19 protein-coding genes are annotated in these 24,821 nt (G+C 29.8%); 6 read left to right on the top strand and 13 right to left on the bottom strand.

Annotation, left to right across the window (positions count from 1 at the left end):
* The first annotated feature begins 107 nt into the window (after positions 1–107).
* Positions 108–2,309 (top strand): T9SS type A sorting domain-containing protein, encoded by a 2,202-nt coding sequence (locus ABIN73_03030; GenBank protein ID MEO0268695.1) that lies wholly within the window; start codon positions 108–110, stop codon positions 2,307–2,309.
* A 28-nt stretch (positions 2,310–2,337) separates the two neighbouring features.
* On the opposite strand, the gene ABIN73_03035 is transcribed toward ABIN73_03030, so the two are convergent.
* The 11 genes from ABIN73_03035 to ABIN73_03085 are packed head-to-tail and all read right to left on the bottom strand — an operon-like array spanning position 2,338 to position 14,918.
* The gene (locus tag ABIN73_03035; protein ID MEO0268696.1) at positions 2,338–3,507 is read right to left on the bottom strand and encodes an aminotransferase class I/II-fold pyridoxal phosphate-dependent enzyme; all 1,170 of its coding nucleotides are present in this window, start codon (positions 3,505–3,507) and stop codon (positions 2,338–2,340) included.
* A complete protein-coding gene (locus tag ABIN73_03040) occupies positions 3,504–4,730 on the bottom strand; it encodes an ACT domain-containing protein (GenBank protein MEO0268697.1) in 1,227 nt (408 codons plus the stop codon). The genes ABIN73_03035 and ABIN73_03040 overlap by 4 nt, the downstream gene beginning before the upstream one ends.
* Entirely contained in the window at positions 4,717–5,916 is a 1,200-nt protein-coding gene (gene lysA / locus ABIN73_03045) for a diaminopimelate decarboxylase (protein ID MEO0268698.1), read from the bottom strand. Before lysA ends, ABIN73_03040 begins: the two co-directional genes overlap by 14 nt.
* A 19-nt stretch (positions 5,917–5,935) precedes the next feature.
* A complete protein-coding gene (locus ABIN73_03050; protein MEO0268699.1) occupies positions 5,936–6,847 on the bottom strand; it encodes a phosphotransferase in 912 nt (303 codons plus the stop codon).
* The gene (locus tag ABIN73_03055; GenBank protein MEO0268700.1) at positions 6,840–7,514 is read right to left on the bottom strand and encodes a nucleotidyltransferase family protein; all 675 of its coding nucleotides are present in this window, start codon (positions 7,512–7,514) and stop codon (positions 6,840–6,842) included. The genes ABIN73_03050 and ABIN73_03055 overlap by 8 nt, the downstream gene beginning before the upstream one ends.
* Positions 7,507–8,640, bottom strand: coding sequence for a DUF1343 domain-containing protein (locus ABIN73_03060; GenBank protein ID MEO0268701.1), 1,134 nt, complete (start codon positions 8,638–8,640; stop codon positions 7,507–7,509). Before ABIN73_03060 ends, ABIN73_03055 begins: the two co-directional genes overlap by 8 nt.
* A 2-nt stretch (positions 8,641–8,642) precedes the next feature.
* On the bottom strand, positions 8,643–9,740 hold the full coding sequence (locus tag ABIN73_03065; GenBank protein MEO0268702.1) for an LptF/LptG family permease: 1,098 nt from the start codon (positions 9,738–9,740) through the stop codon (positions 8,643–8,645).
* A complete protein-coding gene (locus tag ABIN73_03070; protein MEO0268703.1) occupies positions 9,733–11,781 on the bottom strand; it encodes a UvrD-helicase domain-containing protein in 2,049 nt (682 codons plus the stop codon). The genes ABIN73_03065 and ABIN73_03070 overlap by 8 nt, the downstream gene beginning before the upstream one ends.
* A complete protein-coding gene (gene rfaE2 / locus ABIN73_03075; protein MEO0268704.1) occupies positions 11,768–12,244 on the bottom strand; it encodes a D-glycero-beta-D-manno-heptose 1-phosphate adenylyltransferase in 477 nt (158 codons plus the stop codon). Before rfaE2 ends, ABIN73_03070 begins: the two co-directional genes overlap by 14 nt.
* Complete coding sequence (locus ABIN73_03080; protein MEO0268705.1) at positions 12,241–13,548, bottom strand: proton-conducting transporter membrane subunit; 1,308 nt, start codon at positions 13,546–13,548, stop codon at positions 12,241–12,243. The genes rfaE2 and ABIN73_03080 overlap by 4 nt, the downstream gene beginning before the upstream one ends.
* Entirely contained in the window at positions 13,545–14,918 is a 1,374-nt protein-coding gene (locus ABIN73_03085; GenBank protein MEO0268706.1) for an NADH-quinone oxidoreductase subunit M, read from the bottom strand. The genes ABIN73_03080 and ABIN73_03085 overlap by 4 nt, the downstream gene beginning before the upstream one ends.
* Before the next feature lie 63 nt (positions 14,919–14,981).
* Between ABIN73_03085 and glyA the strand changes: the two genes are divergently transcribed.
* Genes glyA through rlmD form a run of 3 tightly spaced genes read left to right on the top strand, consistent with a single transcriptional unit; the run spans position 14,982 to position 18,004 of the window.
* Positions 14,982–16,232 (top strand): serine hydroxymethyltransferase, encoded by a 1,251-nt coding sequence (gene glyA / locus ABIN73_03090; protein ID MEO0268707.1) that lies wholly within the window; start codon positions 14,982–14,984, stop codon positions 16,230–16,232.
* Entirely contained in the window at positions 16,225–16,701 is a 477-nt protein-coding gene (gene lptE / locus ABIN73_03095) for an LPS assembly lipoprotein LptE (GenBank protein MEO0268708.1), read from the top strand. The genes glyA and lptE overlap by 8 nt, the downstream gene beginning before the upstream one ends.
* Positions 16,685–18,004 carry a 23S rRNA (uracil(1939)-C(5))-methyltransferase RlmD gene (gene rlmD / locus ABIN73_03100; protein MEO0268709.1) on the top strand — a complete coding sequence of 440 codons (1,320 nt, stop codon included), beginning with the start codon at positions 16,685–16,687 and terminating at the stop codon, positions 18,002–18,004. The genes lptE and rlmD overlap by 17 nt, the downstream gene beginning before the upstream one ends.
* Before the next feature lie 6 nt (positions 18,005–18,010).
* Here the strand turns inward: rlmD and ABIN73_03105 are convergent, their stop codons facing one another.
* The gene (locus ABIN73_03105) at positions 18,011–18,478 is read right to left on the bottom strand and encodes a protease complex subunit PrcB family protein (GenBank protein ID MEO0268710.1); all 468 of its coding nucleotides are present in this window, start codon (positions 18,476–18,478) and stop codon (positions 18,011–18,013) included.
* A gap of 55 nt (positions 18,479–18,533) precedes the next feature.
* Between ABIN73_03105 and ABIN73_03110 the strand changes: the two genes are divergently transcribed.
* Positions 18,534–19,700: an acyl-CoA dehydrogenase family protein gene (locus ABIN73_03110; GenBank protein ID MEO0268711.1), complete on the top strand. Its 1,167-nt coding sequence runs from the start codon at positions 18,534–18,536 to the stop codon at positions 19,698–19,700.
* Between the two features lie 58 nt (positions 19,701–19,758).
* Entirely contained in the window at positions 19,759–23,043 is a 3,285-nt protein-coding gene (locus ABIN73_03115) for a M36 family metallopeptidase (GenBank protein ID MEO0268712.1), read from the top strand.
* 571 nt (positions 23,044–23,614) lie between these two features.
* On the opposite strand, the gene dmeF is transcribed toward ABIN73_03115, so the two are convergent.
* Positions 23,615–24,559: a CDF family Co(II)/Ni(II) efflux transporter DmeF gene (gene dmeF / locus ABIN73_03120; protein ID MEO0268713.1), complete on the bottom strand. Its 945-nt coding sequence runs from the start codon at positions 24,557–24,559 to the stop codon at positions 23,615–23,617.
* Positions 24,560–24,821 lie beyond the last annotated feature (262 nt).

Below are 24,821 nucleotides of genomic sequence, written 5' to 3' on the forward strand. Positions count from 1 at the left end.
AATATTGTTATGGTATTCTACATTTAATTTTAAATTTTGTTTTTTTTAATTATAATTAGTTTTTGGGTCCAATTCCTAATAAAATTTTTTTCCCTAAGGAGGTTATAATGATAAAATCATTTGGAGTGGTAAATACAATGAGAGGAGTTAAGTTTTTTACTCCTTACAGGTCTGAACCTGAAATAAAAGAAGAAAAACACTTATTAAAACAAGCTTCAGGAAAGAAAAAAAATTTTTTGAAAAAATTCTTATTTTTTACTTTTTTTACTATTCCCTTAATCTTCTCTGATTCCTTAAATGTTAGATTAATAGGTTTCTGTGATACACCTCAATGGGCTGTTGGTGTATTTTTATCTTTTCCTTATGCCTATGTTGCAGATGTTGCTGATCTTCCAATTATAGATGTGTCAGACCCTTACAATCCTTTTATAGCCAGTAACATTTATACACCAAATAGTGCTGGTGATGTTTATGTTTCAGGTAATTATGCATATATTGCGGATGGTAATGACGGTCTCCGTGTTGTGAAAGTTTTACCAGATGAAAAATACTCTTATGACATAATTGGTAGTAGTGCTGTGGATTTGTTTGTTGCGGGTAACTTTATCTATGTTGCAGATTTGGATCGGGGGCTCTGTATCCTTCAGGGGGGTGTTGAGGTAGGTTATTATGATACACCTGGCTGGGTGGAAGATGTATATGTTGTGGGAAATTATGCTTACCTTGCTGACATGACAGCACTAAGGATTATTGATGTTTCTAATCCATCATCCCCTTATGAAGTGGGTTCCTGTGGTATGCCGTATCCTGCAGCGACACCAAGTGTTTATGTTTCCGGTTCCTATGCCTATATGGCTGTAGGCGATTCAGGTCTATGTATTGTTAATATTTCAAATCCTTCAAGTCCATATGTTGTAGGTAAGTATGTCACACCGGGTTCTGCTAATGGAGTGTTCGTTTCAGGTTCATATGCATATGTGGCAGATGCATCTGGTGGGTTACGTGTTATAGATGTTTCAAATTCTTCAAATCCTTATGAAGTCAGTAATTGTTCTACTCCTGACTGGGCATTGGATGTTTTTATTTCAGGAAATTTTGCCTATATTGCAGCAAATAATTCTGGATTACGAATTGTTGATATTTCTGATCCCTTAAACCCATATGAGATAGGTTTTTTTGATACACCGGATAAGGCATTTGGTGTATTTGTTTCAGGTTCCAATGCTTATGTGGCGGATTTAAATTCTGGTCTTCAAATAATAGATATTTCAAATCCAGTAAATCCACGCCGAAAAGGTTATTACGATACTCCTGGTTCTGCCATGGGTGTTTTTGTCTCCGGTGCTTATTACCCTTATGCCTATATTGCAGATGGTTCAGCCGTAAGAGTTATTGATATCAATTTCCCTTACGAGACCGGAGTCTGTAATACCCCTGGTTCCGCCTCTGGTGTTTATAAATCAGGAAATTACGCATATGTTGCTGATCAGGACGGAGGACTCAGAATAGTTGATGTGCAGGACCCTTTCAGCCCGTTTGAAAGGGGTTATTTATCCATGCCTTCTTATGCAAATGAAATCTGTGGAAACTCCTTCTATGCCTATGTAGCAGACGGTCTTTCGGGATTACGGATTGTATATGTATATTATCCTGGTTCTCCTTCAGAAGTCGGATATTATGATACGCCTGGTTTTGCATTAAATGTTTATGTTTCAGGAAATTATGCTTATGTTGCTGATGGTGATTTTGGTATTCGTATAGTTAATATTTCTAACCCCTCAAATCCCTATGAAGTTGGATACTATGATACACCCGGATTTGCTGTGTCTGTTTATGTTGAAGATACTTTTGCTTATGTAGCAGATCGCTGGAGTGGTATTAGGGTTTTGAATGTAAGTGATCCATCAAATCCATATGAAGTTGGTTTTCACACTACACCTGATGATGCCTGGGATGTTTTTGCTTTAAACTCCTATATTTATGTTGCCACTGATTGGTATGGATTAGGGATTTATCAATTTTATACTACTGAAATTGAAGAAAAAAATAGTTTAACAGAACAGAATTTTAGGATTATTTCTAACATTGCAAAAGATGGTATTACACTAAATTTGGGATCTAATTCCAATAAAGGCAATCTTAATTTACCAGTTTATAATGTTCTTGGTCAAAAGGTAAAAGACTTTAATATACTTCCGGGTACTGAAACAAAAAGAATTAATCTTTTAATTTCTGAAATTAAAAGTGGTGTATATTTTTTGAAAATTAAAGGAAAAAAGGAAAGCTTAAAAATTGTAAAAATTCCCTGAGATAATTTTCAAACTTACCTGAATCTTTTTAAATATTTTCCTCTAAATATTCAATAAATTTTTCCATACCTTCTTTTATCCTATTTTCTGTTTGTGTTAGAGAAAATCTTAAATAGGATTCACCATATTTCCCATAACCTGACCCAGGACCTATCATCACTCCTTTTTTATCTATCAAATCAGAAACTATTTTCATTGAATCCTTTTCCTTTGAATTCATTTCAGCCCATACATAAATTGTTGAGTCAGAGTTATAGTAACGCCACCCTATTTTTTCTAAATATTCCTTTATAATTTTTCTTCTTTCTTTATATATTTTTCTTAATTGAGGAGTAAAAGAATCGTATAATTCAATTGCCTTAATCGCAGCTTTTTGAATGGGTATAAAAACACCAGAATCTGTATTTGTTTTAATAATTGACAGTGCTTTTAGAATTTCCTTTGAACCACATGCCCATCCTATTCTAAAACCCTGCATATTGTATGTTTTTGAAAAGGAATGTATTTCAACAGCTATCTCTTTTGCCCCATCAACTTCAAAAATTGAAGGAGGAGCCTCGTCTTCATAGATCTCTGAATAGGCATTGTCGTGAATTATATATATTCCCCATTTATTACAAAAATCAAAAAGTTCTCTAAAAAATTTTATATCAGCCCTTTTTGATGTTGGATTGTTAGGGTAATTTAAAATAATAATCTTTGTCTTATTTAAAATACTTTTTTTAATAGAATTTAAATCAGGCAAAAAATCATTTTCCTTTAAAAGAGGTAATTCATAGGGAATTGACCCTGAAAATAATACTGAGGTTCTATATGTAGGATACGCTGGGTCTGGTATTAGAGCATAATCTCCCTTTTCACAGAGAGCAAGAAAGAGATGGGTTATACCTTCCTTTCCTCCTATCAGAATCATTATCTCTTCTTCAGGATCCATAAAAACTTTAAATCTTTTTTTCATCCATTCTGAAATTTTTTTTCTTAAATCTATTAATCCCCAGTAAGAAGGATATTTGTAAAAATCTTTTTCTGAAAGAGATTTTTTTAATTCTTCAACTACTTCATGAGGAGGCTCTAAATCAGGGTCTCCATGAGCGATGTTTATTATATCAAGACCTTTTTCTTTTGCTCTTTTTATTGCTTCATCCATTTCAGCGTATATATAAGGGGGAACACCCCTTATCCTTTCAGGAAATTTCATTTTTCACTCCTTTCAAATAATCTTTTTAAAATTTCAAAAGTTTTATAAGCATCTTTTTTCTCAATAAAAGTCATTATGTCAGTATGGAGTGTTAATATTTCCCATATATTTATTCCCTCTTTTGAAATTGGTGTAACAATTTTTTTTATTACACCTGGCTCATTTATAAATTTTAAACTTCTTATTAGAATTTTTTTAATCCCCTTTTTAATATTAAGCATTTTTAAATTTTTGATCTTTTTGAGAAGTGTAGAAAGAAGAAGATAACCCCTTTCAGAATCCTCTTCAAGAAGATATATGGAAATTAAATTATCTGATATAGTTATTGAGTATATGGAGATATTCTCTTCATAAAGTTTTTTTGAAATCTCATAAAGGATACCTGGTGTTTCTGGTAATCTATTTCCTACAAAAGTGAGCACTGAGAAATTTTCATCCTCCATAGATATTTTGATCTTTTCCCTGAAAAGAACTTTTGTTCCCTTTTTAAATTCAGGGGATACAACCTTCATTTTTTCTATATTTTCAGTATATTTGAGGGCAAGGGGATTTAAAACTTTTGCTCCTGAAGAACTTAAAATACCGAGTTCCTCAGAAAAAATTTTTTTTATTCTTTTTGTTCTTTTCAAAATTGAAGGATTTCCACTTAATATACCGCCTGTATCCTTTAAAAATATAACTTCCTTCAAATTTAAAAGTTCTGCTATTAAAACACCTGATATATCACTTCCTCCCCTTCCAAGTGTTAAAATTCTACCTTTTCCATCTTTTGCTACAAAACCAGGAATAATTAAAACCCTGTATTTTTCAAAAAGAGGTAAAAAATGTTTCCTTACTTTGATATTACTTAAATTCAGGATATCAAAGTTTCTCTTATCCTCAGGCGAAGTTTTAGTTTCAATTGAAATGTAAATTGGCCATTCCCTCATCCACGGAAGAATTGTCTTTGCCCTTATATTTAAAAAATTAAAGGCAGATTCAAATAAAATTGAAGATTCTATCTCCCCTAAGGGTAAAAATCTTTCCATATTCCAGAAATCAGGTGAGGGGATTGCTCTTTTAAAGGTTTCATAGAGAGAATCGGTTTTCCCTTTCATTGCTGAGGTAACAAGTATTATCTTTGATTTTTTATAACTATTTATAATATTCTCTGCCATTCTTAAATAATCTTCCGGTTTTTCTAATATAGAACCACCTATTTTAATTACCTTAATATTTCTCATTTCTTATAAAATCTTCAAATTTACCTTTTTTCCTTATTAATTTAAATTTTCCATCAAAGAGATATTCAGGCGCTAAAAATCTTCCATTATAAGCCATTGCCATTGTCCTTGTATAGGCTCCACAGTTATGAATCAGAACTATATCACCTAACTTTAATTGAGGTAATTCATATTCTCCAAATTCATCTGTATTCTCACATAAAGGTCCTGCTACCCTTGATTTTATTTTTCTGCCTTTAAAATTAAAAAGGGGTTCTATATGATGATAGGCATCATATAAAGCAGGTCTTATAAGTTCTGTCATTCCTGCATCAATTATATAAAGAGGAGTACCTTTTCTTTCTTTTATTGATATAACTCTTGAAAGAATAAAACCAGCATTAGCTACGATAAATCTTCCTGGTTCTAAAAATATTTTAACATTATAATTTTTATTAAGATTTTTATAACACTCCACTATTGGATCAAAGTCAAGTTTTTTATCCTCAGGATGATAGGGAACACCAAAACCTCCTCCAAGATTTACATGGGTGATTTTGAATCCATTTTCTCTTAAATAAATCAAAGTTTCAATAACTTTTTTTGTTGCTTCAATAAAGGGCTCGGGATTTAAAATTTGTGAACCTATATGAGAATGGATGCCTATAAGGTGAGCGTACTTAAAATTCTTTATTATCTTAATATTATTCTTAATCTCATCAAAATGCATTCCAAATTTACTTGAAGGGGAGCCTGTAGAAAGGTGTTCGTGAGTATCCGGAAATATACCTGGGTTTATTCTAACAAAAACTTTTATCTTTTTTCTTTCTTTTTTTGCACACTTTTCAAGTAATAAAGCCTGATCTATCGATTCAAAATTAAAATAAATTATTCCTCTTTTTATTGCAAATAAAACTTCCTCTTCTTTTCTTGCTATATTGTTATAAAGAATTTTATCTCCCGAAAATTCTGCTTTTAAGGAAATAAAAATTTCACCAGGAGAAACAACCTCTGCCCCTAACCCCATTTCCTTTATAATTTTTAAAATTGACAGAGATGTATTAGCCTTAACAGCAAAAAATATTTCAGCATTTGAAGAAGAAAATTTATTCTTTAAAAAGGAAATATTTTCTATTATTCCATCCTTTAAATATATATAGGATGGAGTAGGCAAAAGTTTGAGCTTTCTTTTAATTTGTTCTTCCATTTTTTGTTATCTTTAATTTTCATAAATTAGAAATTCTAATTATAAGATTCATAAAATTTCTTTTCAATATTCTGTTTCCTAATTTTTTTAACCTTTCCATAGCAGGCTTAATAAATTTTTTAAACCATTTTTTATTTTTTTTAATGGATAAAAAAGAATAGGCTGCAAGTGCTTGCATTAATCTTTGAGATGAGGTGAGTAAGTAATAATGATAAAATTCATCAAAGCTCATTTTTCTAAATCTATCTTTTATTCTATCGTAATAATAAAACAAAAGTTTTTCCTTAACAGTTTCATTAATTTCTACATAGGGATCTTCAAGAAGGGATGAAAGGTCATAGGTGAAAGGTCCTATATGAGCAGTTTGAAAATCAGTTATTCTTATTTTATTTTGTTTTAAAAAAATATTTGTTGATTGAAAATCCCTGTGCATAAAAAGCTTCGGCATTTTATTACATTCTTTTGCAAGTTTATCAAAATCCTTATCCATTTCCTTTAATTCCTCTTCTTTGAATTTTAAAAAATTTATCAGGAATTCCCTTTTAAAATAATCTGTCTCCCATCTTAAAGATTCATAATCAAAAATTTTTTTTCTTTTTAAGGATAAATTTAAAAAACCTTCTTTTGCCTTAAACTGAAGTTCTATTAAAAAATCAATTATTCTTTTATATAAATTGAAAGTTTCTTTTTTATAAATTTTAAAAATAGATTTTTCTCCAAGGTCTTCAATAATAGCAATTTTATTTTCTAAATCATAAAAATAAATTTTTGGGGCTGAAAGCATTTTTTTATTTAAAAAATTTCCTATCTTTATATAATTTAAAAACTGAATTTCATCACTATCCTTTAAAATAACAGAATTTTTTAATTCTTTTATTCTCAAAAAAATTCTGTCAGAACCACCGCTTAAAATCTTTATTTTTTTAATAATTCCTTAAATATAAATTAAAAAGAGTTTTAAAACTACCTATGTCAAAAATAAAACCTTCTTTCACTTTAAATCCCGCAAGTTCCTTATATTTTATCAATTTAAAAAAAACATCAAGTAAATCACTTTTACCTTCAGGTATAAATCTGAAAATTTCCTTTTTAAAAATTGAAATTCCCGCATAGGTCAAAAATTTATTTTTTCTTTTATGAATTTTAATATCTCTTACTAAATTTCCTTCTAAAATTACTTCGCTTTTTGTTTCCATAAAAGTAAGAAGTAAAGTCCCAATTTTAGAATTTTTAAAGTGGAAATCAACAAGTTCATTTAAATCAATATTATAATAAATATCACAGTTATGTAATATAAAATCACCTTCAATATATTTTTCAAAATTTTTTACTCCACCACCAGTTCCCATAAGTTCCTTTTCCTTAAAAATAAAAATTATATCTTTATATTCTGAATTTTTAATAATTTTTTCTATTTTATCTTTTTTATAATAAAGGTTAACATAAATTTTTTTTACACCTAAATTTTTCAGATTATCAAAAATATGAAAAATAATGGGTTTTCCTTTAATTTTTATAAGTGGTTTCGGAATAAAAAAACTCAAAGGTCTTAATCTTTTTGAATAACCTGCTGAAAGAACCACCCCTCTTTCAATCATATAGAAAGTATTTCCTCCTCTTTTCATCAAATTCCTTTAGATCTTTCTTCCATTTTTTTTCTATTTCTTCAATTTCTTCACCTTTTTGTAACATTTCCCTTACATAAGAATTCCCCACAAGAATATCAAAGGGTTTTTTTTCCTTTTCAAATTCATAAGGAGGGTTTTTAAACTCAAATTTTTCGGGGTAAAGTTCCATTATGCTTTTAATAATTAAAAGTCCCATTTTAAAAGGTTTTAGTTTTCTTTTATTTTCTATGTATATTTCACATCCACCACAAATCTTTTCTTTATATTTATTCCACATAGGTCTGAAATAAACTGGTTTAAATCTAACACCATCTATTTTTTCTAACTTTTTAACCAATTTAAAAGGATCAATAAAATCTGCTCCAAAAATCTTAAAGGGTTTTGCAGTTCCTCTTCCCTCTGATATATTCGTTCCTTCTAAAAGGCACATTCCAGGATATAAAAGAGAAGTTTCAAAATCTGTCATATTTGGTGACATTGTTATAAAGGGAAAAGAAATTTCATCAAAAAATAACTTTCTTTTCCATTTTTTTATTTTAAAAATTTCAATATCTTTATCCATTTTAAATTCACCTTTAATATAAAGAATAAGTTCTCCTATTGTTAAACCGAATCTAACAGGTATAGGGTAAAGTCCAACAAAAGATTTATAATTTTTTTCTATTAAAGGTCCCTCAATAGATATTCCATTTAAAGGATTAGGGTAATCAAAAATAATAATTTTTTTGTCAAATTTTTCAATTAGTTTCAACGCTGTCCATTTGTATGTATAATACCTTGAACCATTGTCAGGAATTGCTATAATTAAAATTTCTATATCATCTAAATCCTTTTTATCTGGTTCAACCTTATCTCCGTAAAGACTTTTTACAGGTATATTCTTATAAGAATCACCATTAACTTTTTCCTCCATCTGAAAGGTTCCAAAAAATCCGTGTTCTGGTGAAAAGATAACTTTTATATTAAAGTTTTTCTCTAAGAGAAAATCTAAAAAATTTACCAAGTTTCTATTACAGAAGGAGTGATTGGTTAAAATTCCAATTTTTTTATTTTTTATTTTTTTATATTTTTCAGAAAATCCTTCAAAATCTAACACAGTTAGAGAGGTATTATTAAAAAGAATATTATTGCAGGAATTAAAAATATAATGTTTGGTAACCAGGCTGAAAGAAAAGGTGATAAAATATATGCATACCCCATTGCCCTTGATATTTCAAGCATTCCCCAGTAAATAAAGGATAAAGTTGTGGCAAGAGTTAATACAAAAGCTTTGCCTTTCTGTCTTGTTCTCGCAGCAAGAGAAATTGAGAGCAAAAGTGTTATAAAAATTGAAAAGGGGAAGGAAAAATGGACAAAGAATTCAACTTCTTCCTTTTTATAATCAAGCCCTGCATTTTTTAGAGTATTCAATAATTTTTTTATTTCAAAAACATTCATCTCTTCAAGGGATTTTCTTAAAGATAACATTTGTAAGGGAGACACTTTCATTTCAGAAAAAAGTTTTTCCTTAAAGTTTTCAAAATTTAAAACTCTCTCACCGTCAGAACTATATTCATATAAAATTCCGTCATAGAGTTTCCAACCTTCATTTTTAAATTCTCCTCTTTTTGCATATATAAATCTTTTTGTTTTACTCTTTTCCATTTCAGTGATATAAATATCTTCACCTTCTTTTCTTCTTGAATCAATTATTCCAAAGTGAAAGAATCTATCTAAATTCGCCTTTTTTTCTATAAAATTAAAATCTGTTTCAAAAATTCTTTCCCAGGGAGCGGGTCTTTTCTCTATTTCCCTGTATTTTATACTCATTGCCTTTCTCATAAAAATTGGTTCTATTGTTTCATTAATAATAAAGGAGATTAAGGAAAGAATAATTCCAAAAAATAAAAGTGGAAGAAAAAATTTTTTTAAATTTATTCCTCCTGTTTTTAATGCAATAAGTTCAAAATCCCTTGCCATTCTTCCAATAGTAAAAAAAGGTGCAAGAAGGGATGCAACAGGTAAAAGTAAAACTGTAAGGTAAGGTGTCTGAAAAAAATAATAAAGAAGAATTTTATAGGGTGAAAATCCTTTTAAAAACTTATCAATGTTTTCAAAAAAATCAATAACAACATAAAGGATAATCAGTGAAAAGGTAAAAAGTATTATGAAAATTAAATTTTCAATTATCACAAATTTTACAATTTTTTTATTCATCAAAATATAATTTTTTAAGTCCCTGAACTTTCCCTAAAACAAGAGTTATAACTCCTCTTCTAAAAAAATTAATTTTTGCCTTTCCATCACCTAAGTCAAGAATAATTCCTTCACCCCAGAAAGGATGATATACTCTATCTCCCCTTTTTAAAATTTTTTCCTCTCCCCTTATAAATTCTTCTTTTTTAACCCATTCTATACAATCCTCAGGAAGTTCATATAAAAACCTTGAAGGAAGTGTTTCTCTCATTCCTCTTCTCCATCTTTCCCTGGAATATAAAAGATAAACTTCTTTTTTTGCCCTCGTAAGTGCAACATAAAATAATCTCCTTTCTTCTTCTATTTCTCTGTCATTTTCAAGGGATAAAAAGTGAGGGAAAAGACCTTCTTCAAGACCTGTAATTATTACAGTTTCAGCTTCAAGTCCCTTGGCATTATGAACTGTCATCAAAGTGAAGATATCTTTTTCTATATTTTCTTCATCAATTCTTAAAACAACATTTTGAAGATAATTTGTTAAGGTTGGTTTTTCTTCTTTTAATACAAATTCTCTCATTGAGGCAAAAAGTTCCATTAAGTTTTCATATCTTGATTCAAAGTTTAAATTATCCGTTGAAATTTTCTTTAAGTGTTTTATAAATTCAGTTTCTTCATAAATTTTTTCAGCAATTTCAAGACAGGTTAAATTCTCTAAATTAAATCTTATATAATCAAAGAGTTCTGTAAGTTTTTTGATTTCTTTTTTTAAATTGGTTGATAGACTTTTTAAAAATTCTCCTTCTTTCATTGCATCAAGAATTGATATTTCCTTTTTTTCTGCAATTTCCTTTAATTTTTTCTGAGTTACTTCCCCTATTCCCCTTCTCGGGGACTCAATAAGTCTTTCAAAACTAACATAGTCGTATGGGTTTATTATAAATTTTAAGTATGAAATAAAATCCTTAATTTCCCTTCTTTCAAAGAATTTTAAAGCTCCAACAACCTGATAGGGAACTCCCTTTAAGTTAAAAATTTCTTCTAAAGGTCTTGATTGGGCATTTGTTCTGTAAAGTATAAGAACATCTGAAGGATTTTTATCTTTTATAATTTCATAAACTTTTTCAGCCTCTTCCCTTTCATCTTTTGCTTCAATAATTTTTATTTTTTCTCCCTCCTTTATATCAGTCCATAAATTTTTACCTATCCTTCCTATATTGTGACTTATGAGGTGATTTGCAGCTTTTAAGATAATTTCATGGGAACGGTAATTTCTTTCAAGACGGTATATTTTAATATCAGGGAAGTCCTTGATAATATCAAATACATTTTCAACCCTTGCACCTCTGAAAGCATAGATTGACTGATCTTCATCACCTACTACGAATAAATTTCTGTGTTTTTTTGATAAAATTTTTAATATCTTATATTGAATGAAAGATGTGTCCTGATATTCATCTACAAGAATATGTAAAAACTTATCCTGATAATACTCCCTAACATTTTTATCCTTTTTAAAAAGTTCTATTAATAAAAGTAAAAGGTCATCAAAATCAAGGGCTTTATTTTTTCTTAATGATTCTATATATTTTTGAGCTATTTCTTTTTCATAGGTGTCAGGAATTTTAATTCCATTTCTTATTTTTGAAATATTTTCAACCCACATAGAAAGGCTTTCACCTTCTCCTACTATATCCTTTAAGATTCTTTTACTATCCTCTCTGTCATAAACAGTGAAATTCTCAGGAATATCTATAATTTTTCCCCATTCCCTTAATATCCTGTATCCGAGAGAATGAAAAGTTCCCATCCATATTTTTTTTGCCTCATCCCTTATTAAATTTTTAATTCTTTCCTTCATTTCGTCAGCAGCCTTATTTGTAAAGGTTAAGGCGAGGATTCTATCAGGTGGAACATTATTAATAATTAAATAACATATCCTGTAAGTTAAAACTCTTGTTTTTCCTGTGCCTGCACCGGAGAGTATAAGGGCAGGACCATTTTCATGGAAACAGGGTTTAATCTGCTCCTCATTTAAAAATTTTTTAAAATCAATTATTTCCATATTTTTTTATTATTTTTTCTATAATTTTACTTGTGCTTCTTCCCTTTAAAATCTTAACAAGATAAACCTCACCCTTATTTTTCAATACTATATCACTTCCAACTACTTCCTTTAATTTATAATCAGCACCTTTAACAAGAACATCTGGTTTTATTTCTCTTATTAATCTGTATGGAGTTTTTTCATCAAATAAAATCACATAATCTACATATTTAATTGAGTCAAGAATTTTTGCTCTATCCTTTTCTTTAATTATTGGTCTTTTATTCCCCTTAATTTTTTTAATTGATCTATCTGAATTTAAACCAACTATAAGTATATCACCTTTTTTCTTTGCTTTTTTTAAAATCTCTATATGTCCAGCATGTATAATATCAAAGCATCCATTTGTAAAAACAATTTTTTTTCCTTCTTTTTTAAATTTTTTGAGGATTTTTTTGAGAGTTTTTAAATCAACTATCATATAAAAAATTTAATGAAAACAAAACCAAAAAGGGAAATAACAGATAAAAAAAGTGTAAAAAATTCGTAAAATTTAGAATAAGTTTTTTCTCTTAGTTTTCCTGGCTCAAAAAAGAAGTAATTTAAAAATTTTATATAGTAACCAAAAGATAGTATTGTTAAGAGAATAAGAATTAAAACTTCTTTTTTATATCCTGCTTTGAAAAGTTCATATAAAAGATAAAATTTTGCAAAAAAACCCCCTGTGGGTGGAAAGGAGGAAAGAGATATGATGAATAAAAGGATTGAAATTGAAATTATTTTATCTGTGAAAAATAATCCTTTGAATTTTTCAAATTCTGTATCCTCTTTTCCTTTAAGAAAATATATTAGAGAAATGAAAATTCCGCCTTTCATTATAAAATAAATTATAAGGTAGTAAAGTAAAACATTTTTAGAGGCTGGATCTGGAAGCAGTATGGAAAAAAGCAAAAAGGCAGAGTGAGAAATTGATGAATAGGCTAAAACTCTTTTAATTCTATTTTCGTAAATACCAGCTAAATTAGAAAGAAGTATTGTTATAATAGCAAAAAGTGAAAGGGGGAAAGTTATTTCAGGAAGATAAAATTTTATTTTGTAAAGGAAAATAAGAATACCTGCTTTTGGAGTTAATGAAATTAAAGTTAAATAAGGTATGCTTATTTTTTCAAAAATATCCGGCATAAAAAATTGAAAGGGAATAAATAGAATTTTAAAACCTAGAGAAAATATAAAAAGCTCTAGGGAAAGAAAATAAAGCTTGTCATTTCTTTCAAAGAAGGTAAAGGCTTTAAAGGAAAGAGTTTCAGTTCTCGAGTATAGTAATATCAGGGAAAAAAGTAAAAAAAGAGAAGATAAAGAACCAATAACAAAATATCTTATAAGGGGTGAAAAATCCTGATATTTTTTCGATTCAAGTCCGATTAGAATATAAAATACAAAGGACAAAAGTTCAAGGGAAATGAAGAAAATTATAAGGTTTTCAGTTTTTAAAATAAGATGAAGGGAAAGTAAATGGGCATAAATAAAGAAATTGGAAATAGAGAATTCTTCCTTATTTTGAGTTAAATAAAAAGGGTAAAGAATTAAAAAGGTTCCAATATCAAGGAGGTATAAAAAGCCTTCTGATTTCAAAATAAAGTTTGTTAATATAAGAGAAAGGTAAGAAAATACAAGAAATACTTGATAGCCCCTTTTATTAACAGAAATCATATAAAAAATATTGATGGTTAAAAATGTAGTTAAGAGTATTTCCTGCGAATAATTTAAAATTATTTCTTTTATCATTTGTAAAGTATATAGAGAAAAGGTGAAGGAATAATACCCAATAAAAATACAAAAATTGTTAAAAGTAAAAGTATTTTCCTTTCTTTTAAGTCAAGATCAGGAAGATGTTTTAATTCCTCTTTTTCTATTTCTCCCCATAAAGTTCTTTTTATTGCCTTTAAAGCATAAAGGGCAGAGAAAAATGGGGCAAAGGCAAGGATTATTCCATAAGCTAAATTATTTTTAAAGGAAGAATAGATAAGGAGAAATTCTCCAACAAAGTTAGATGTTCCGGGTAATCCAATTGAGGAAAGGAAAAATAGAACAAAATAGAAGGAGAAAAGAGGAATAACTTTTGAAATTCCCCCAAAATCAGATAGTTTCCTTGTATGGGTTCTTTTATATAAAATTCCAACAAGAATAAAAAGTGCTCCTGTTACTATTCCGTGATTAAACATCTGTAAAAAAGCTCCCTGAATCCCTGAGATATTTTGCATTGATAATCCTAAGATAACAAATCCCATATGAGAGACACTTGAATAAGCCACGAGTCTCTTTAAATCCTCCTGGGAGAAACTCATTAAAGCTCCATAAAATATTGAAAAAATTGAAAGAAAAATAATGATATTTTTAAAGTTTAAAAAGGCATGAGGAAAAAGTTGAATTAAAAATTTATAAAATCCCCATGTTCCCATTTTAAGTAGAACACCAGCTAATATAACACTTCCAGCAGTAGGTGCCTCAGTATGGGCATCCGGTAACCATGTATGAAAGGGGAAAAGCGGTACTTTAATTGAAAAACTTATTAAAAATAGTAAAAAACCAATACTATTTTTAGAATCAAAAACTCTAAGTATAACTCCTATTATTCCTGTTAAAAGAAAGGCACCTGATAAAAGAGTGTAAAATACAAATTTTAGATTTGCAATTTTTTTTCTTTCACTTCCCCATATACCAATTAAAAAGTAAAAGGGTATTATTGAAAATTCCCAGAAAATAAAAAAGGGGAGAAGGGAATCTGAGGAAAAAAGTAAGTTTAAAGATGTTTGGGTAAATAAAAGCCATACATTTAGTTCTTTTATTCTGAATAAAATATCTCCCTTAGAAAAATATATGGATAAAGTAAATAGAAAGTTATTTAAAAAAATTAAAAGTGAAGAAAAGGAATCTATTTTAAAAACAAAATCAAGAAATGAAATTTTAAATTCAATTAAATAAAATTCTTTTAAAGGGTTTTTGAAAAAATAAAATAAATAAAATCCAGAAAATAAAAGGGGTATAATTGAAAACAGAAGGGAAAGATTAAAAATTAAATCTCTTTTTTCCTCTTTTAGAAAAAAGATAATTATTGCACCCAAAACTGGGATTGAATATATTATGATTTCTTTCATTTTTATTGATTTTAAGAAAGTTCAAATGGGATTTTCATTTATTTATTGCTTTATAATAGAGTTATGATAATTTACGATAGAGAAATATACGAACTTATAAAAAGGGAAATAAGAAGGCAGGAAGAAAATATAATCCTTATTGCTTCGGAAAATTATGCCTCTTACAATGTTTTGAGAGTAATGGGAACTCCACTTTCAAATAAGTACGCAGAGGGTTATCCCTTTAAAAGGTATTATGGTGGTTGTGAAGTAGTTGATGAGATTGAACAGATTGCTATTGATAGATTAAAAAGACTTTTTAATGCAGAACATGCAAATGTTCAACCCCATTCAGGAACCCAGGCTAATTTGGCAGTATATCTTGCTCTTTTGAATACCGGAGATACAATTCTATCAATGAAACTTCCCCATGGGGGTCATTTATCCCACGGACATAAGGTAAATGCGGCAGGAAAATATTACAGGGTTATCCAGTATGGTGTGAGAAAGGATACTGAAACAATAGATTTTGATGAGGTGAGGGATTTAGCAAAAAAAGAAAAACCTAAAATTATTGTTTGCGGATATTCGGCTTATCCCAGGAAAATTGATTTTAAAACCTTTAGAGAAATTGCAGATGAGGTTGGAGCGTATCTGCTTGCTGATATAGCCCATATTACGGGTTTAATAGCAGCAGGATTTCATGAAAATCCCTTTCCATATGCCCATGTAGTTACAGGGACAACCCATAAAACTTTAAGGGGACCAAGAGGTGGTTTTATACTATCAAAAAAAGAACTTGCAGAGAAAATTGATAAGGCAGTTTTTCCGGGAACACAAGGGGGTCCCCTTGAGCATGTAATAGCAGCAAAAGCTGTTTGTTTCAAAGAGGCAAGCACTCCTGAATTTAGAGAATACATAAAAAATGTATTAGAAAATTCAAGGAAACTTGCTTTTTCTTTAAAGGAAAGAGGTTTAAGGATTGTATCAGATGGAACTGATACTCATTTATCCTTAATTGATTTAAGACCACTTGGAATTACAGGAAAAGAGGCAGAAGATTTACTCAATATTGCAGGTATTGTTGTTAATAAAAATACAATACCTTTTGACGAAAAACCCCCAACAGTTACAAGTGGTATAAGAATTGGTTCCCCCTGTGTTACAACAAGGGGAATGAGGGAAAAGGAGATGGAATTGATTGCTGATATGATTTATGAGGTCATAAGTTCTAAAAGTGAAGAAAAGGCAAAGAAAATAAGAGAAAAAGTAAAAGAATTGACAAAGAATTTTCCTGTTTATGGAAATGTTTTTGATAATATTTTAAGTGAATAAGATAATTTTTTTATTTTTTCTTTTATTTTTAAGTTGTGTTTATTCTTTAAGACCACCTTTACCTGAAGGTATAAAGACTATTGGTGTTGAAAATTTTTCAAATTCTTCAGAAAGGTTAGGTATAGAGGTTTTTGTAACGCAGAGTTTCATTGATGGAATTCTTGAAGATAAGAGAATTCCCCTAAAAGATTTAAATAACTGTGATTTACTTATAAAGGGAGAAATTACAAGATATTTAAGAACACCTTTTGGAGTTACAATGGGTGGAGAGGTTTTTTCTTACAAGGTGATAATAAAGGCTAAAATTAATTTTTTAAAAAAAGATGGAATTCAAATTTTTGAAGAAAGAGAATTTCAGGGGGAAAGTGTTTATGATACAAGGGAAAAAACAGAAGAGGAAGCAATTAAAGAAGCAGCAAAAGACCTTTCCAGAAAAGTTATTCAATATATTTATGCCCAAGCAATTTGAAATACAAATAGAAAAAATAGTTCAGGAAGGTTATGGAATCTCAAGGGATAAAGGGAAGGTAGTTTTTACTCCTTTTGTTTTACCAGGTGAAAAAGTAAAAGTAGAAATTATAGAGGATAAAAAGGATGTTGCTTTTGCTTTTCCGGTTGAAATAATTGAAAAAAGTGGAGAGAGAATAAAGCCAGAGTGCCCCTATTTTGGAGAATGTGGTGGCTGTCACTTTCAGATGGCAAATTACAATTATCAATTAAAAATAAAGGAAGAAGTTGTAAGGGATGCTTTTTATCATAATGCTAAAATTAAGGAAATTCCTCTTGAAAGTGCTATTCCTTCTCCTGAAATTTTCTATTATAGAACAAGGGCTCATTTTCCTTTAAAAAGGATAAAGGGTAAAGTTTATGCTGGATTTTATAAAAGGGAAAGTCATTATTTAATATCAATTGAGGAGTGTCCAATTCAAAAAAAAATAATAATTGATCACATGTTAAAGATAAAGGATATATTGCAGGAGGAGAGGATTACAATTTATGATGAGGTAAAAGATTTTGGAAGGTTAAGATACCTATCAATAAAAACAAATAAAAATGAAAGTGAGGTTCTTATAACATTTGTAACAAGGAATAGGGGGTTTCCAAAGAGTATTGTAAAAAGGGTTGAAGAACTTGAAAGAATAACTGGTGTGGTTGAAAATGTAAATCCAAAAAAAGGAAATGTAATTTTAGGTGAAGAGGAAAGAATTCTATCAGGAAGAAATTATATTTTTGAACATATAGGGGATTTAACTTTCAGAGTTTCTTCCAGGTCTTTTTTTCAAGTTAATCCTTCTATTTTACCTATACTTCTTGAAAAAATGGAGGAGGAGATAAAAGGCTATAATACTCTTATTGATCTTTACGGAGGTGTTGGTCTTTTTGGTTTTTATTTTTCAAAGTTTTTTAAAAAGGTTTATGTTGTTGAAATAAATGATTCTTCAATTAAAGATGCTCTTTACAATCAGAAGATAAATGATTTATTTAATGTGGATATAATTAGGGAGGATGCTGGAAATGCTCTTAAAAGTTTAAAGGGTGAAGTTTTAATTTTAGATCCACCGAGAAAGGGAATAGATGAAAGTGTAATAGAGGGTATAGATAGGATAAAACCTGAGAAGATAATTTATCTTTCTTGTTTTCCCCCTTCAATTGCAAGGGATTCAAAGATTTTAATTTCAAAGGGTTATGCTTTAAAAAGGGTCATTCCCTTTGACTTTTTTCCCCAGACCTATCATATAGAAATATTATGTGTTTTTGATAAAAAAGATTAAAATTTTTTAAAAACAATCCCTTATTTCTTCTTCATAATAAAATTTAATTTTCTTTTTTGATTTTTTTAAAAGAACAATATGATAGGGTTGTGTGAAAGCCATTGTTACTATACAGTTTTTACCAGGTGATATTTCTTTAACATATACTGAGATTTCTTTATCACTTTCAACAATTTTTTTTATTTCAATAGAAAAACCACCTGTTGGTTTTTCTCCCATAAAGGTGCAGATTAACATATATTTATCAAAGTCAATTTCAGGGGGCTCAGGTAGAGGAAGGAGTATTTTTGTGTGATTTTTCCACATTTCAATAAATTCCTTTTTATTTTTTATTACAATTTCCTTTTTCTCTTTTATTCCTGAATAAAACCCTTTTTCAAAAGTTTCAAATTCTAATTCCCCTTTCGTATTTTTTCTTGTATTTAAACAAAAATTAAAAAAAATTAAAAAAGAAAGTAAAATTAAAAATCTCATAGAAAAATATAAGATAAGTTTTTTTCAAAAGTAAATTATATCTTATAATTTTTTTATGTTTGGTGAACTTGTTAGTTTATTGGAAACAGAGGAACAAAAGATTTTGAGGGAAACAGTTAGAAAGTTTGTTAAGGAAAAAATTGCTCCCCTTGCCTCAGAGATTGATGAGAAAGATGAGTTTCCTTCTCAAATTTTTAAAGAGATGGCAGAACTTGGTTTTACCGGAATTCTTATACCAGAAGAATACGGAGGTTTTGGAGAGGATATTTTATCAGCTTGTATTGTGCTTGAGGAAATTTCAAGAGAAAGTCCATCAATAGCACTTTCACTTCTTGCCCATTCTGTGTTATGTGCTCATCCTATAACAAGGTTTGGGACAAAAGAACAGAAGGAAAAATACTTACCAAAACTTGCAAAGGGTGAGTTAATAGGTGCTCTTGCAATTACAGAACCTGATGCAGGATCTGACACCTATTCTATCAAGACTACAGCAAAGGAGGAAAAAGAAGGGTTTATTATAAATGGTAGTAAGATCTTTATAACAAATGGTTCAATTGCTGATATCATAATAGTTTATGCAAAAACTTCCCCTGAAAAAGAAAAATTAGGAATATCAAGTTTCATTTTTGAAACAAATTGTAAAGGTTTTTCAGTGAGTAAAAAATTTGAGAAAATGGGAATGAGGGGTTCTCCAACTGCTTCTTTATTCTTTGATAATGCTTTCTGTCCTAAGGAAAATCTTCTTGGAGAGAAAGATAAAGGCTTTAATATACTTGTAAAATGCTTTGAGGTGGAAAGAATTACAATTTCAGCAATTTCTCTTGGTATAGCTCTTTCATCCCTTGAATGGCAGATTAAATATTCAAAGGAAAGGAAGCAATTTTCTAAACCAATCTATGAATTTCAGATGGTTTCCGAAAAGATCGCGGAAAATGCGGCTCTCCTTGAGGTTTTAAGAACTTATATTTATTTTCTTGCTAAAAATTATGATATTAGGAAGGATAATAGAGTTGAAAGTGCTACTTCAAAACTTCTTGCGGGGAAACTGGGTGTTAAGGCTTCTCTTGATGCAATTCAGATTCTTGGAGGTTATGGTTATACAAAGGAGTATCCTGTGGAAAGATTTCTAAGAGACGCAAAGCTTATGGAGATAGGTGCGGGAACTTCTGAAATTATGAAATTTATAATTTCCAATGTGTTAATTGAGAAATATCCTGTTTGAAGTTATAATTTATTATAATTTTTATAAGGTTCAAATCCTATAGAATTTTTAAAATATTATGTGTAAAAAGATCTTTCTAATACTTTTCCCTATCTTGCTTTTTGCTTTAAAAGAGGTAAAGGATGAGTATTCAGTTTACAGGAAAAATTACCATCCTTCCCCTAAGTTGATAAAAAGTGGAGACTTTTTCTATGATGTTGAAACAGGAAAACCTTTAACAGGTTTTAATTTAAAAGAAGGTCCTTACACTGGTTCAATTGAAGAAAAAGCAAGGAAATTTATAGGTGATTTTCAGAATAAACTAATGTTAGATTCTAAAGCAGAACTAAGGGTTTTTGATTTAAAAAATGGTCTTAAAGATTTAACCCATATAAGATTCAGAGAATATTATAAAGGAATTCCTGTTTTTGGTTCAGAACTTGTTATTACCTTTAAAGGTAATTATGTTACTTCCTATTCCTCAAGACTATTTGACATAAAGAGGGATATAGATGTGGAACCTCTTATTTCAAAGGAAATGGCTTATGAAATTGCAAAGAACTTTTTACCTATAAAGGGTAAAATCCATAAGTATATTGAGCCGGAACTTGTTATATACCCTTACAGGGATTTTAAACTTTCCTATAGAATTTTGATTCCATCTTCTGATCCTATAGGAGATTGGGAATTTTTTGTTGATGCTAAAAGTGGTGAAGTGTTATTTGTAAGGGACCAGGCTAAATATTTTGACGGACAGGGTTATTCTTTTAATCCAGACCCATTAACCACTGCTCACAGGATTTATAATCAGAATAGCTACTGGGCAGATAACAATGATGCTGATAATGATTCTCTTAACGGACAGAGATTTTTAGTTCCTCTTTTAGGTTTAACAGATTCATCTGGATGGAAACTTTTGAAAGGTCCTCATGCCTATCTAATTGACTGGGATGCTCCTTCTGTTCCTGTTGTAAAGACGCAAAACGGTTTGTTTTATTATACAAGGAGCCAATCAGGTTTTGAAGATGTAATGGTTTATTACGGAATAGATATTATTCAGAGGTATATTCAGTCTCTTGGTTTTAACAATGTGAATAATGAGCCACAGGATGTTGATCCACATGGTGTGAATGGTCAAGATAATTCTTATTATGTTCCATCAACAGATAGAATTGCCTATGGAGAAGGTGGTGTGGATGATGCAGAGGATATGGATGTTATACTTCATGAGTATGGACATGCAATACAGGATGCTCAGGTTCCTGGATGGGGTGCTTCAAGTGAAGCTGATGCAATGGGTGAGGGTTTTGGTGATTATTTAGCAGCGAGTTATTCAATAGTTATTGATACTTTTAAATGGGCATGGGTATTTAACTGGGATGGACACAATCCCTTCTGGCCTGGAAGGTCAGTTAATATGGATAATTATCATTATCCAGAGGATGCTCCACCTAACAGAGAGATACATGATGCAGGGCAGCTCTGGTCTTCTGCTCTTTTTGATGTTATGTGGGCTCTTTTCAATATGTATAATTCAATGGATAGTGCGAGGAAAATACTTGATAAACTTGTTATTCAGCATCACTTTTATTTAACAGCATCTGCAACAATGCCAGAAGCAGCACAGGCAATTTTACAGGCTGATAACGATATAAATAATAGAAAACACTGGTCTATTATAATACCTATTTTTGATGCAAGAGGCTTTATAGATGCTTCTCAATACTTACCACAGATAACCCATACACCTTTACCTGATAATGAGAATGTTTTTGGTCCATATACAGTTCTTGCTAAGGTTATTCCATCTACCGCACCTATAGATTCAGTTTTTGTTTATTACTGGACAAGTTTATTACCACAGGATACAGTTAAACTTATTATGCAACCAACGGGAAATCCTGATGAATACAGTGCAAATATTCCTGGCCCAGGGCAGGATGCGGATATAAATTATTACATTTATGCAAGGGACCAAAATGGAAATTTCAATACCCATCCACAGGGAGCTCCTTTAAATTACCATTCTTTCCATGTTGGAGAAGATACTGTAAAGCCTGTTATAGTCCATACACCAGTTAGAACACAGTATCCTATTTCAAGGTGGCCAGCAAAGGTAAGAGCAACTATTACTGATAATCTCGGTGTTGATACTGCATATGTTGAGTGGGTTTATAATGGGAATATAGAGGCCCCTTTTGGTTTAACTAATATGGGTAATAATATATATGAGGCAAATTTTCCGCTACCTTCAGTAAATATAGGTGATACAATTAAATATAGAATAGTTGCGGTTGATGCTTCCTCAACACCTGATACGGCTAAAAATCCAGTTTCAGGTTATCATAAATTTTACATTGTTGAATCAAGGGGAATTGTGCTTGTTTTAAATGATGATTCAGGAGATAGAAAATGGGGAGCAAAACTTTTTAAAAATGATGATTGGTTAAGTTTTGTTGATTATAAAAAAGCAGGTGAAAGTGCTGATTCTATAGCTTCCTGGTTGAGTTCTATAGGATTTGATGTAACAAAAGAGAATATATGGCAGACAGATACTTTGACATGGAATAATTATGATGTTTTAATCCTTTCATCAGGTCTTGATGTAGTTACAGTTGCACAGGATAATGTTTATGGACCTAAAATGAGAAGTGCTTTAAAAAATTTTGTTTCAAGAGGAGGTAAACTTCTTGTGGAAGGAGGTGAGATAGGTTTTGATGCACAAGTATGGAATCCAGATTTTGGAACTCAGGTATTACATATAAATGACTGGGATTCTGATTATCCTGGAAATCTTAATCTCTATTTACCTAATCATCCAATAGCCAATTCCCCCAATACTTTGCCTTCTCAGATTGTTGGTAATTTCAGCGGGCAGTGGGGAGTAGCTGATGCCCTTAAACTTGAGTTTGATGCCTATTTTGTTTATAACTGGACAAGTTATCAGAATGATGGTGGTATTATTGTTCATGATACGAATCAAGGGGAACCGAATGTTGTATTTATGTCAATAAATATACTTTCTATTTCTGATAGAACTGTTGCAAAAGCTCTCCTTGAGAACTGTGTAGAGTATCTACTTGGGCCCGTTGATATAAAGGAAACTCAAAAACCTTTAAAGTTTTCCTTTGATATTAAGAAAATTGGAAGGGATATAAAAATTAATTTTACTCTTGATGAATCACAGAGAGTGGAGATAAAGGTTTTTGATGTAACAGGAAGAAAAAATTATGGTTATTCAAAAATGCTTAAAAGAGGCACATACACTCATTCCATAATTAACTTAAAACCAGGAATTTATTTTGTATCTTTTAAAACTGATAAAAATTTAAGGGAGATAAAAAAAGCTGTAATATTAAAGTAAATAAAACACAAACACATAGAAAACATAAAAGAAAAATTTAAAAGTATTAAACAGTATAGAGTGAAAATATAATTACAGGAATAAAAAGAAGAAAAAAGGCTATACTTCTGAAAATTCCTAAAAGGGAAAATAAGCCTCTTATTTTGAATAATTTTCCTCCTATTTTATGTGTTTTATTCCAGACAATTTCATTTAAACCAGTTTCTTTCTTTTTTCAGAGAGAATTACAATATAAAAAAACAAAATAAAAAGTCCAGTCGGGAAAATAAATTGGGTCTTATTTTAATTCCAAAATTCCAGAGTATTACTTGTAAGTGAAGTGGAAGCATAAAGAAAAAAAAATAGAATAACAAATCCATTGTAGTATTTTCTGAATTTTTCAATGTTTTCTTTCAATGGATCTATTCTCGGAATAGCAATAAAAAGTAAGAAAAGTCAAAAGAATTTTGACATATAGCCATTCACTTCTCCCTTTACATTCCAGTGTGATGCCATTTTTTCAGGCATCTGAGTGTAAAAATATAAACTAATTATAAAAGTGAGTAAGTAATATACTTTTAGATTTTGCCCCTTATTCATTACAGTGATTTATCTCTATAGTAATATGAGCAAGTTCTTTAATTTCCTTTAATTTATTTTTATAATCTCCTATTGTTAGTGGATTTTTGGCAACTATACTTAAAATACAGGCATATTTATTCTGACTTACCCTTAAAATATGTAAATCACTGATTTTACTATCGCCATCAGATTCTATTATTTTTATTATTTCTCTCACAATTGGTGAATCCATTTCTCTGTCTAAGAGAATAAAAGTAGTATCTTTAATAAGTAAAAATGTCCATCTGAGTATTAAAAATGATCCAATTATACCCATTAAAGGGTCAAGCCAGTTCCAGCCAAAATATTTTGCTCCAAGTAAGGCAAGGATTGCAAAAAGTGATGTTAGACCATCTGCAAGAACATGAAGGTATGCTGATTTTAAATTCAGATCCATTTTATGATGGTGATAATGTTCTTCATCATTATGAATGTGATTTTCATGTTCATAACCGAGTATCAGGGCGCTTATGATATTTACTATTAGGCCGAGGAAGGCAACTATTAATGCCTGGTTATAGGATATTTTTAAGGGTTTAAAAAATCTTTCAATAGATGCTCCAAGGAGGAAAAGTCCTGCAACTCCTAAAAGAATTGCACTTGTATAAGCTGCCAATATTTCAATTTTCCATGAGCCGAAGGTGAATCTTTTATCATTTGATAATTTTCTTGAAAGAATATATCCAATTAGGGATATGCTTAAAGCAGTGGCATGCGTACTCATATGCCATCCATCGGCAAAGAGAGCCATTGAGTTAAAAATCCATCCTGCAATGATTTCAATAAGCATTGTGATGGTTGTAAGAATAACAACAAAAAGAGCTTTTTGTTCAGCGGATTTTTTATCCTGATTAAAGTAGTGTTCGTGTTGCCACCGCTTTAAATCTGTAAGATGCATAAATTTTACCTCATTCAAAATTGTATATTAAATACAGAAAATTTTTCAAAAATAAAGGTGAATTTACTTTTTGCCAATTTCTAAAAATTTCATAAAATCTTTTATTTTCTCAATTTTCAGAGATTTAATAGGTATTCTTCCCTTTCTATTTCTCCTTCATTTAAAACTATTATTCTATCAGAAATTTCTTTTGTTAAATTTATATCATGGGTTGCAATTATTTTTGTTCCTTTTAAATTTTTTATCAATTCTATAAATTCTCTTCTTGATTTTGGTGAAA

The organism is candidate division WOR-3 bacterium, from assembly GCA_039804025.1.
GTDB lineage: Bacteria > Hydrothermota > Hydrothermia > Hydrothermales > JAJRUZ01 > JBCNVI01.